The organism is Lishizhenia sp., assembly GCF_057456495.1.
Genome location: NZ_JBVCPV010000095.1, coordinates 1 through 11,211, shown reverse-complemented (window position 1 = coordinate 11,211; position 11,211 = coordinate 1). Strand labels below are relative to the sequence as shown.

12 protein-coding genes are annotated in these 11,211 nt (G+C 37.7%); 6 read left to right on the top strand and 6 right to left on the bottom strand.

Annotated elements, in window-relative coordinates:
• Positions 1-5: 5 nt before the first annotated feature.
• On the top strand, positions 6-1,634 hold the full coding sequence (gene pruA / locus AC22ZQ_RS08275; protein ID WP_318958311.1) for an L-glutamate gamma-semialdehyde dehydrogenase: 1,629 nt from the start codon (positions 6-8) through the stop codon (positions 1,632-1,634).
• 48 nt (positions 1,635-1,682) lie between these two features.
• Here pruA and AC22ZQ_RS08270 read toward each other — a convergent pair whose 3' ends face one another.
• The gene (locus AC22ZQ_RS08270; RefSeq protein ID WP_318958310.1) at positions 1,683-2,225 is read right to left on the bottom strand and encodes a GNAT family N-acetyltransferase; all 543 of its coding nucleotides are present in this window, start codon (positions 2,223-2,225) and stop codon (positions 1,683-1,685) included.
• Between the two features lie 195 nt (positions 2,226-2,420).
• On the opposite strand from AC22ZQ_RS08270, the gene trhO reads away from it, so the two are divergent.
• Positions 2,421-3,476, top strand: a complete 1,056-nt coding sequence (gene trhO, locus AC22ZQ_RS08265) for an oxygen-dependent tRNA uridine(34) hydroxylase TrhO (RefSeq protein ID WP_318958309.1) — start codon at positions 2,421-2,423, stop codon at positions 3,474-3,476.
• Between the two features lie 80 nt (positions 3,477-3,556).
• Here trhO and AC22ZQ_RS08260 read toward each other — a convergent pair whose 3' ends face one another.
• Entirely contained in the window at positions 3,557-4,090 is a 534-nt protein-coding gene (locus AC22ZQ_RS08260) for a DUF1573 domain-containing protein (protein WP_318958308.1), read from the bottom strand.
• A 6-nt stretch (positions 4,091-4,096) separates the two neighbouring features.
• A complete protein-coding gene (locus AC22ZQ_RS08255) occupies positions 4,097-5,701 on the bottom strand; it encodes a S41 family peptidase (RefSeq protein WP_318958307.1) in 1,605 nt (534 codons plus the stop codon).
• Positions 5,702-5,922: 221 nt separating this feature from the next.
• Between AC22ZQ_RS08255 and AC22ZQ_RS08250 the strand changes: the two genes are divergently transcribed.
• The gene (locus AC22ZQ_RS08250) at positions 5,923-6,831 is read left to right on the top strand and encodes a C40 family peptidase (protein WP_318958306.1); all 909 of its coding nucleotides are present in this window, start codon (positions 5,923-5,925) and stop codon (positions 6,829-6,831) included.
• Here AC22ZQ_RS08250 and AC22ZQ_RS08245 read toward each other — a convergent pair.
• Genes AC22ZQ_RS08245 through speE form a run of 3 tightly spaced genes read right to left on the bottom strand, consistent with a single transcriptional unit; the run spans position 6,828 to position 9,668 of the window.
• Positions 6,828-7,358 carry a hypothetical protein gene (locus AC22ZQ_RS08245; protein ID WP_318958305.1) on the bottom strand — a complete coding sequence of 177 codons (531 nt, stop codon included), beginning with the start codon at positions 7,356-7,358 and terminating at the stop codon, positions 6,828-6,830. The two genes, AC22ZQ_RS08250 and AC22ZQ_RS08245, sit on opposite strands and share 4 nt — an antisense overlap.
• A gap of 2 nt (positions 7,359-7,360) precedes the next feature.
• On the bottom strand, positions 7,361-8,389 hold the full coding sequence (locus AC22ZQ_RS08240; RefSeq protein WP_318958304.1) for an agmatinase family protein: 1,029 nt from the start codon (positions 8,387-8,389) through the stop codon (positions 7,361-7,363).
• A 1-nt stretch (position 8,390) separates the two neighbouring features.
• The gene (speE, locus tag AC22ZQ_RS08235) at positions 8,391-9,668 is read right to left on the bottom strand and encodes a polyamine aminopropyltransferase (RefSeq protein WP_318958303.1); all 1,278 of its coding nucleotides are present in this window, start codon (positions 9,666-9,668) and stop codon (positions 8,391-8,393) included.
• A 139-nt stretch (positions 9,669-9,807) separates the two neighbouring features.
• On the opposite strand from speE, the gene AC22ZQ_RS08230 reads away from it, so the two are divergent.
• The 3 genes from AC22ZQ_RS08230 to AC22ZQ_RS08220 form a co-directional block, all read left to right on the top strand.
• Positions 9,808-9,957: a hypothetical protein gene (locus AC22ZQ_RS08230; RefSeq protein ID WP_318958302.1), complete on the top strand. Its 150-nt coding sequence runs from the start codon at positions 9,808-9,810 to the stop codon at positions 9,955-9,957.
• A gap of 6 nt (positions 9,958-9,963) precedes the next feature.
• Positions 9,964-10,767, top strand: a complete 804-nt coding sequence (locus AC22ZQ_RS08225; RefSeq protein WP_318958301.1) for a hypothetical protein — start codon at positions 9,964-9,966, stop codon at positions 10,765-10,767.
• Position 10,768: 1 nt separating this feature from the next.
• A partial coding sequence (locus tag AC22ZQ_RS08220; RefSeq protein WP_318958300.1) for a DUF4178 domain-containing protein occupies positions 10,769-11,211 on the top strand: 443 nt, incomplete at its 3' end.

Below are 11,211 nucleotides of genomic sequence, written 5' to 3'. Positions count from 1 at the left end.
CAACAATGGCAAACGCATATTTTAAAGTACCAGAAGCGGTAAACGAGCCAGTTAACGCTTACGCACCGGGATGTGAAAAAAGAGCATCATTACTCAACAAATACAAAGAGATGTACAACCAATCTCCTATCGATGTACCAATGTACATTGGAGGTGAAGAGGTTAGAACAGATAATAAAAGATCAATGAACCCACCACATGACCACAAAAAGGTGTTGGGTCACTTCAACTACGGAGACAAATCTCACGTTGAAGCAGCTATCAATGCGGCTATGGCAGCTCGTCATGATTGGTCTGAATTACCTTGGGAACAACGTGCAAGCGTTTTCTTAAAGGCTGCTGATTTGATCGCAGGTCCTTACAGAGATGAGATCAACGCTGCAACCATGTTGGGTCAGTCTAAAAACGTAATGCAAACAGAAATCGATGCAGCTTGTGAGTTAGCTGATTTCTTACGTTTCAACGTAAAGTTCATGACAGACATGTACAAGGAGCAACCAATTAGTTCTCCTGGTATGTGGAACAGAACTGAATACAGAGCATTGGAAGGATTCGTATTCGCAATCACTCCATTTAACTTTACAGCCATTGCAGGTAACCTTTGTGCTGCTCCAGCATTAATGGGTAACGTTGTAGTTTGGAAACCAGCTGAAACTCAAATGTACTCTGCAGAGGTAATCATGAAAGTATTCAATGCAGCAGGAGTACCTGGAGGAGTAATCAACATGGTTACGGTTGACGGACCAGATGCAGGAGATGTTGTTTTCAAACACAAAGATTTCGCAGGATTACACTTTACAGGTTCTACTGGAGTTTTCCGTCACTTGTGGAAGGAAATCGGAATGAACATTGAAAAATACAGAACTTACCCACGTATCGTAGGTGAGACAGGTGGTAAAGACTTTATTGTAGCTCACAAATCTGCAGTTCCTAAGCAAGTTTCTACAGCTATCGCAAGAGGTGCTTTCGAATTCCAAGGACAAAAATGTTCTGCAGCTTCTAGAGTATATGTTCCAAATAACATTTGGGCGGATGTAAAAGAAGACTTATTAGCACAGATGAGCACGTTTAAAATGGGTTCTCCAGAAGATCCATCAAACTTCATCAATGCAGTAATCGATGAAAAAGCATTTGATAAAATTGCAGGTTACATCGACTACATCAAAGAACAAGGTGATGCTGAAATCATCGCTGGAGGAAATTACGACAAATCTGTTGGTTACTTTATTGAGCCAACTGTAGTAGTTACTACTAATCCTAACTTCCGTACTATGGAAGAAGAGATCTTTGGACCTGTTGTAACTATTTACGTTTACAATGCTGAAGAATTTGAAGCTACATTGAAATTAGTAGACGAAACTTCTGAGTACGCATTAACTGGATCTATTTTATCTCAAGACAGATATGCAATTAATACTGCAGTTAAAATGTTGCGTAATGCAGCAGGTAACTTCTACATCAATGACAAACCAACTGGAGCAGTTGTAGGTCAACAGCCATTTGGTGGAGCTAGAGGTTCTGGTACTAACGATAAAGCAGGTGCAGCAATGAACTTGATGCGTTGGATTTCTGCAAGAACAATTAAAGAAACTTTCGTTACTCCTGAGGATTACAAATACCCATTCTTAGGATAAGATAACTTCTTATAAAAAGAAAAAGCTACTTCAACTGAAGTAGCTTTTTTATTTCCTATCGCTTTTTAACATTCCGAACTCCAGGGTATCGGACCATTTATCACCCAGTGGCAAACATTCCCGTTTCCTTCCTTCTTGCACCATACCTACTTTTTCAAGAACTTTTTTCGAACGAATATTCTCTACTGCACACCCCGCCTCTATTCGATGTAAATTCAATTGATCAAAACCAAAATCGATCACCGCTTTCAAAGCCTCGGTAGCATAGCCTTTATTCCAATATTTTTTATGATACTTAAACCAAACCTCTGCGGATTGATAAACAGCTCTTCCCGTATTAACAGCGATCAAACCTATAAACTCATCGTCTTCGTTTAACACCGTTAGCGTTAACTTTCTGCCCTCCTCTTTTTCACTGCTCAACACCCACTCACACACAAGATCGCGCGTTTGCTTTATATTATCGGGGATACCTAGGGTATTGTACTCGTCTACAGCGGGACTAGAGTGCAAGGCATGCACATCGTTTAAATCTGATAACATAACAGATCTCAGGGTTAATCGCTCGGTATTTAGCTTTACTTTTCTCATCGTAGTTAAATTACGAAATACCAAGGAATTACCACCTTAATTACACATTGATTTTACAATTATTTTCATCCCGTCGATTTCCAACAAAAATCCCTACTCAGAACTCTAACACAAGTATTGATAAAAGTCAATCCATTTTTTTTCTCCATCTCTATGTATTACTTTTGCACTCTTATTTAAAACAAAATACATAGCATGCAACTGTGGAATAAATTAAGTAGGGAGGAACTTGTAGAAAAATTGAACGAGAGCGGATTTAAATTCGTAACAGTATCTTTCTACAAATACGCTCCTATTGAAAACGTACAAGTTTTTAGAGATCACCTTTTCCAAATGTGGTCTGAATTAGATGTAGTGGGAAGAACCTACGTAGCTCACGAAGGTATCAACGCCCAAATCTCTATTCCAATTCCTAATTTTGAGAGATTTAGAAATGAATTATACGCTATTTCATTTTTAGATGGTGTACGTCTAAACATCGCTGTAGATGAATCGGCAACAGAACACCCTTTCTTGAAATTAAAGATCAAGGTTCGTCCGAAAATTTTAGCAGACGGATTGAACGATGAAACATTCAACCCTTCAGATACGGGGAAACACTTAAAAGTTGAAGAGTTTAACGCATTGACGGATGATCCAGAAACGATCTTAATTGATATGCGTAATCACTATGAAACTGAAGTAGGTCATTTTAAAGGTGCAATCACTCCGGATGTGGATACATTTAGAGATTCATTACCTGTTATAGAAGAAGAAATTCTAAGAGGTAACGAAGATAAAAACATCGTAATGTACTGTACAGGTGGAATTCGTTGTGAAAAAGCATCGGCTTGGTTTAAGCACCAGGGGTATAAAAATGTTCACCAGTTAGAGGGTGGAATTATTAAATACGCCAACGATGCAAAAGATCAAGGATTGGAAAACAAATTCATCGGGAAGAACTTCGTATTCGACGAAAGAAGAGGTGAACGTATCTCTGATGATGTGATTGCCGTTTGTCACCAATGTGGTGAAGCATGTGATACGCACACAAACTGTGTAAACGATGCATGTCACTTACTATTTATCCAGTGTGATAGTTGTAAGGAAAAATATGAAAACTGTTGTTCTGAAGATTGTCAGGACGTAATTCACTTGCCTGAAGAAGAGCAAAAAGCTTTGCGTAAAGGAAAAGAGAATTCAAACAAAATATTCAAAAAAGGAAGATCTGAAAAACTGAAGTTCAAAGGATCTGCGTGCATGGATGCTTAAATACATCCTCTCCTTAAAAAAACAAAAAAGACCGTTTCAAAAATGAAACGGTCTTTTTTTTATTGCAGTATTTTCTTTGCTTATTGAGCAACCATTGGCTTCATTACATCAGCAGTAATTCTTAAAATCACTTGTTTTTCTGGCACATTTGCCGTTACCGTTACTGATTTATTTTGAGGACCAAACTGACCTGGTTTAGACTTGAAAGACACTTGTAACTCTCCTTCTTCTCCTGGTGCAATTGGCTCGGTAGGTTTCTTTGGTACCGTACATCCACATGATGCTTTAGCCTCTTCAATAACCAAAGGCTTGTCTCCAGTATTCATTACTTTAAACGTGTAAGAAACCTCCGTTTCAGGGTCCACTTTTCCAAAATCATGAATTCTTTCGTTAAAATCCATCGTTGTTTGGTTCGCCAACCTTTCTTGAGCTTCTTTTTCCTTTTGTTCTTTCAAACGTCTTTGATCTGCCGCAATTTCCTCTGGTGATCTTTCTGATGCTACTAATTTAGAAACAACTTCTCCTTCCTTTGGAGTAACATCTCCATCAATACTAGAAGAATTACATGCTGCTAAAGCACTTAACACAGTTAACCCTAAGATTACTTTTTTCATTTTTGTTTATTGTTTTGCGAGTTCAACGTTATTATAAATATCTCCGGCTAATATAGCTATTGCCTTATTTAAAATTTCATTCTTTTGATTATAAATCTTGTAAAAGGCATTATACCCCCACAAATTCTGAGCAATTGCCGCCTTTAAACGTATTTGCAGTAAAGCTTTACTGATATCGTAATCTTCTTGAATGAATTCTAAATCCTCATTTTCACCTACTACATAAGTAAAGAAGTTATCCATAAACTCTTCATTCAAATTAAAGTCAGCATCAAAGGCATCTACATCTTCATACTTTCTCTTTAGACTTTCTCTATTGGTGTTAACGTATTCCAGACAAAAAGAATTTATCACGCCAGACCTACTCAAGGCTCTGTAATAATCTGAGTATTCAGAAGTGTCTAAGGGCACGAAAACATCAGGCATAATTCCACCCCCACCATAAACCGTACGCTTCGTAATGAGTGTTGAATATTTCAATGAATCTGCAAGTTTAATAGAATCTTGGTTCATCATTTCACCGTGCATGTATCTTTCGTAATAATCGTTTTTGTAGGCCTCTAAATCGTCATAAGGTTTTTGAATAAAACGTCCCGAAGGGGTAAAGTATCGAGCGATTGTTAAACGTATCTGAGCTCCATCGTTCAACTCGATTGGACGTTGAACCAAACCTTTTCCGAAAGTTCTTCTTCCAACAATCAACCCTCTATCCCAGTCTTGTATAGCTCCTGAAACTATTTCACTGGCTGAAGCAGTTCCTTCATCCGTTAAAATTACTAAACGACCTTTTTCAAAATCTCCCTTCGTGTCGGCTACAAACTCTTGACGAGGCTGTGCTCTACCCTCAGAATACACAATTAGTTTATCGTCTTTTAAAAATTCATCAGCGATTAACTTAGCAGCGTACAATAGTCCACCACCATTACCTTGTAAATCCAATACCAAGTCCTTCATTCCTTCCTTCTTCAACTCCTCCAAGGCATCTTTAATTTCTTGACTTGAAGTCCTTGAAAAACTAGTCAACTTAATGTACCCTACTTTCTTAGACAACATATATTTGGCAACCACAGAGTTCACCGGTATATTATCTCTGGTAATGGTGAAATTGATCAACTTTTCATCGTCACCTCTCTTCACCTCTACTTTAACTTTTGTGTCTTTATCTCCCAACAAGCGATCTCTCACTCCCGCGTTTTGCAGACCTACACCAGCAACATTTTCACCATCAATAAAAATGATTTTATCACCTGCCTGAATTCCTACTTTTTCAGAAGGTCCTGTAGGTATAGGATTCACAACAATCAAGGTATCTTTTAGAATTTGAAATTGCACCCCGATACCCACAAAAGAACCATTAATACTTTGGTTGGCACTTTGTACTTTTTCTTTCGGAATGTATGTTGAGTGCGGATCGAGCTGTTCTAGCATATTTCGTATTGCATCATCGGCGATTTTATCTCCATCCACCTCTTCTACATAATACCTGTCAACATAGTTAAACACCTCTCCCAGCTTAACTGCATTTTGTTGTGTCGAATTTCCTTCTTGCGCAAAAGTAAATCCCGTTGTAAACAAGAAAGCTCCTGCTAATATTTTATATTTTATTTTCATCTTGATTTTTTATAATAGAATCCCCTACAAAAGGCATACCTAGCTAATTTAAAAAATGTTTGGAATAAATCAGGGTGTTTTAGAAGACCTTTCCCTTTTCCCAAATGTCATTCGAAATTTTAAACAGCGTTTTGTTAACGATATTGCCTTTACCGAGGTATTTTATGCCCTTGAAATCACTTATTTAGTAAATAATTAATGTTTACCTAAAAAAAATAGTGATGCGTAAGCTCCTTTTTACTCTTTTTCTCTTATTCACCAGTTTTGGTTATGCCCAAGATATACAACTCGATAAATTAGAAATGTATTATGATCAGGGACACTATAAAATTGTAAAAAGGAGAGCCGAACGCTTATTAGACAACCCCGAATACGATAATTCACTTGTTCCCGGTTACTACGTTGCCGTGAGCAGTATAGCATTGTTTCAAGACAAAAAATGGAAAAAGAGACATGAAGATGCTTTGGACAAATCCTTTTCTTACTTAATGGGGTTAAAAACCACTGACAAAGGAATAGACGTAATCGAAAGGCACATCTATGAATTGAGAAGCTTACAAAGAGATTTAACCGATTGGGCAAACGATTTGAAATTACAGAAAGAGGAGCAAACCTTTGAAAAAGTAAATCAATTCATCGAAAAATTCTATGCTTCAGGACAGTTAAATAACGATGCTGTTGAAGAACAACTTGAGGAAACAAATTCACAACTGAAAGACAGTTTACAGCCTGTTGAGGATTTAGATATTTCGGTTCAACAAAAGATTATTGCTGAAACTGCAAGAGAACAACTGGGCGTTCCTTATGCTTGGGCCGGTACAACTCCCAAAGGATTCGATTGTAGTGGTTACACGAGTTTCGTTTACAAACAAGTCAATATAGAACTTCCCCGCAGGGCTCAAGACCAACATTCTGTTGCAAAAAAAGTAAAAGCTAAAAATGTAGAAGTGGGTGATTTAGTATTCTTTAAAAAAGGAAGCAGTATTAATCACGTGGGAATAGTGATTTCTATGAATAATGGATCCATCCAAATGATACACGCGAGTTCAAGTATAGGTATTTCTATTGTTGATATATACGCTTCTAAATACTGGGAACAACGTCTCCATTCTTTTGGCCGTATGCTCTAAGCTCTTTTAGCGAAAGTCAAGCCAAGTGTTGCTACAGAAAACAAGCCCAACAATACTAACAACACATTGAAGTAAATAGCGCTGCTCAAAGGAAGTAAAAACCCAATACTCAAAGCGCTTCCTAAACAAAAGGTAAGCAGACCTACAAGGGTGTAAGCCTTACTTCCTTCTGCATTAAATATTTCTAATTTTTGTGCAATCCCAACCACAGCTGTAAGTTGAGCACTGGCCAAAATATAGGTCCAAGAATCCTCCATATCATTCCCCAACATCCATACGTAAACATACAAAACTAGGGGTAAAACTGCCATGGGATAAAAGATGAGTTTCCCTAACCACTTCCCAGCTCTATTTCCTACTAAAATATGCAAGGTATAGGTACTCAATGTCAATAGAGCAGTCAAAATAATGTAAGGTGTAAACCAAAGGAAAGATAAAGGCTTGATGGCGACTAAAATGAGTAAAGCCAACAATACGATAAGTGCTAAAAATGAAATTCTCAACAATATACTTTCCAATGAATTCATACTTATATTTCCTTGTTTAATTTGAGGGCGCAGATTACATTCCACAGGGCTCTAGCACCGACGTTAGCGTCCCAAGCATCATCCCCTACTTCACACAAATCAAATCCTATAATCTCTTTATTTGAACGTGCTAATGCGTAGAGTAAGTAGTTAATCTGTTCTAAATCAAAACCTCCTGGAACTGGAGTACCAGTGTTTGGACAAAGTGCTGGTTTTAAACCATCAATATCATAGGAGATATACACTTTATTGGGCAAACTCGCTATAATATCTTCCACCTGCTGCTTCCATGTTTTACCTTCAAAGTTTTCTTCCTTCAATTCCCAATCATAAAAACAACGAACACGGTTCGGGTTTGCTTCAATGATATCTACTTCAGATTGTGCTATATCTCTAATACCTACTTGTACCAACTTCTCAACATTCTCTATTTGGAGTGCATTGAACATGATACTGGCGTGTGATTGCTCAAAATTCTCATAAGCATCTCTCAAATCGGCATGGGCGTCAATTTGAAGAATTCCAAACTTGGTATGTTCTGCCAAAGCCTCTATTAACGCCAAAGGTGTAGAATGTTCACCTCCTATCACTCCCACCAATTTGTTTGCTTTCAAATCAGCAGCAATTTTGGCTTTATACTCTTCTTTCAACTTCGTTTGTATGGCATTCATTTCTTGAACGAGCGCCGTAAACTTCTCGCTATCTTCTAACTTCCCGCCTTCTTCCAAATAATCGATGTAAGCAGTAGTTTGTGAAGAAAGATCTTCATTTACACGTTCCCAACGTTCATCTATGGCTTCCCAAAATACTTTGGTGTTATATGCTTTTTTGACGTATGGGTTGTAAAAATCTAATTGTGTTGATTCGCGTAAGATAGCAGCCGGACCACCAGCTGTACCTCTACCATAGCTCGCAGTAGCATCCCAAGGAATGGGATATAAAACTATGTCCGCCTGAGCATGCGTAACGGGAAATCCGAAGATATTCCCGTTAGCAATTCCTACTCCATTTGGATCAAAACTTTTCTCCATCTTATTTTAAAAGATCCTTCACAAAATTAGGCAAGGCAAAGCTTGCAATGTGAAGTTCAGTATTGTAGTATCTTAATCCTTTCTCTTCTACAAATGCATCAGCTGCTGCTTGATCTGCAAAAGACTTCATATTTGTATCTCCTTTAATTCCGTATTGGAACGACCACATACCTGTAGGGTAAGTTGGAACATAGAATAAAGAAACAGGAGCTTTATCTGCACCAAATAAATCTCTCAACGTAGCATTTAACTCTGCAAATGCATTTTCATTGAACTTCGGAGACTCACCTTGAGCGATTAAAATTCCATTCTCATTCAGCGCATTGTAACAGTTTTGGTAGAATTCAACAGAGAACAATCCTTCTGCCGGACCAACAGGATCAGAACCATCAACTACCAATAAGTCGTAGGCTCCAGCTTCCGCTTGTTTCACGTATTCAATCCCATCACCAACAATCAATTCCAAACGTGGATCATCAAAGGCCGCTGCAATAGAAGGCAAGTGCTTCTTACAAGCTTCGATTACCTCTCCATCAATTTCAACCATGGTCACTTTCTCCACACCTTCGTGCTTCAAAATTTCTCTAACGGTACCACCGTCTCCACCACCAATTACCAATACATTTTTCACATTACCATGTGCGTTCATCGCAGGGTGTGAAATCATTTCGTGGTAATGGAATTCGTCATTTTCAGTGGTCATGAACATATCGTCCAACGTTAACAACTTACCATATTTCGGAGATTCCAAAATACGAACACGTTGATAAGGAGACTGAACGTCGTGGAAAACCTCACCTGTGTACTTCAAAGAAAGCGCTTGGTTTTCATCTTTATCCGTAAACCATACGTTTCTTGTGTACATCCCTGGGTTCACCCATTCATCCGCCTTTTGACGCATCGTAGAAATATCAAAGTCGTTACGCGTAAGTAAGTTTACCGAACCACGTTTCATTTCTAATGCCGAATAATTTTTGGCTTGAAAACAGTCTTTTAGGAAATCAAAAGAAATCCATGCGTCCATTTCTCCACACGTGAACAAATCAACCGCTGCATAACCATATTCTGGCCAGGTATGTATGGCCAGGTGACTTTCTTGAATCACCACCACCCCACTAACTCCATAAGGATTAAAGTGGTGGAAAGTTGAGTTAATAACAGTAGCTCCAGCTTTTTGCGCTGCACCTACCATGTCTCTTTCAATAGCAGAAACGTCGTTCATTATTTCAGGTGAACAACCCATGAATTCTACTAGAATGTGATTTCCTAATGCACTCATTTATATAAAAATTTGGGCGTAAATGTATGCCAATTTCAAATAGCTTTTTAAAACTATGAATATTTTTTTCAATCCAACGGTATAATTGTCGATTAATTCTTAAATTCAAAGCAAATAAGCATTGTAGAAACGCACATATATGTCTAGAAATCAGAAACTAATTGCACTAATTATTTTAATTCTTGTTGCCATAGCGGTATTGAGTTGGTTCTTCAGAAGATGGGGATTTGTAGGAGCTGGTATCGGTGGATTTATCCTGGGATACTTTTTAGGAAGAAAAAACAGCTAGTTTTCTATGCAAGGAGTACACAAAAAAAATGCACGACGCAGAAAATTAAATTACCAAAAATCCATTTTACAGGAAGAATTGGCGATTTATAATCGTCAAAAAGAAATTGTACCCATATTGGGAATACTTCTCGTTTTTGGTGTATTGTTTATTTTTCTCAACCTCAATTTTGCGATTAATTCCTCCACATCATCTGCCAATAAACTCGAAGATGGTTTTGAACTTGAAGTCACAACTCCGGGGGTCTATCAAATTGACATTAAAAACACCTTTAAACTGCTGTATGAAAAGGATGCTGAGCGTTTAAAAAGCGAAATCTTCATCAAACAGAACGATAAAAAATTATACCATTACTTCTTGGACCCTACAAGTGCTTCTGAAGCTAAATCTCAACGTATAAACTACTATTTCAGAGAAGCAGGGGTTTATCAGCTGCAATTTCGACATAGTCTGGTAAGTACCACAAGAAACGTAAATGAAGCTATAAAAGTAAATGAGGTTCGTTTTCAAAAACGTTCAGGTAACACTTCATTAATTTCATGGGGATCTCGTCTTTACCTGTTAGCTCTAATTATAATTTTATTGCTTAAAGATTACTTTGGCCCGGTTAAGAACTACGCTAAAATAATTAGGAACAAAGAGTACAACCTGAAGAAAAAAAGTGTGTATGTTGCCCTAACAACCTCTATCATTTGGTTGGGATTAGGTTATGCATTAGCGAGTACAGGTTACGGTTTTGCGGGGTATAAAAACGACATGCACGCCCCGGCTAAAAACCTTCAAATCGACAATAATTATTACATCAATTAATATGTTTGAAAAAATTATAAACTTCTTTAAAGGAGATAAAAAAGACCCTCAAGTAGATTTTAAAGTAAAAGATCTAAAAGTGGGATACATTTTAGAATACAACTTATCCACATGGATGGTCGAAAAAGAATACCATTACAATTGGGGAGAAGGATATGCGTCAAAAGAATGGTTAATCATGAACGGAAATGAAAAGGCCTTGCTTTTTTACGATGATTCTGAGGGAGAAGAAATCTCTATTTCTAAAGAAATCAATCTTCTTCAAGATTTAAACAGCGTTCGCGAAGAAATTATCACACAGGATATTCCTCGCAGGCAGTTTGCGTACCAAGGTAAGACATGGTCATTAACCTCTGAAAACCCTTGTTTATTTAGCGAAGTTGGAAAACCTGGCCAAGTAGAAATGGTAGTATGGGTATTCGATGATACCGATAAAGAGGAATT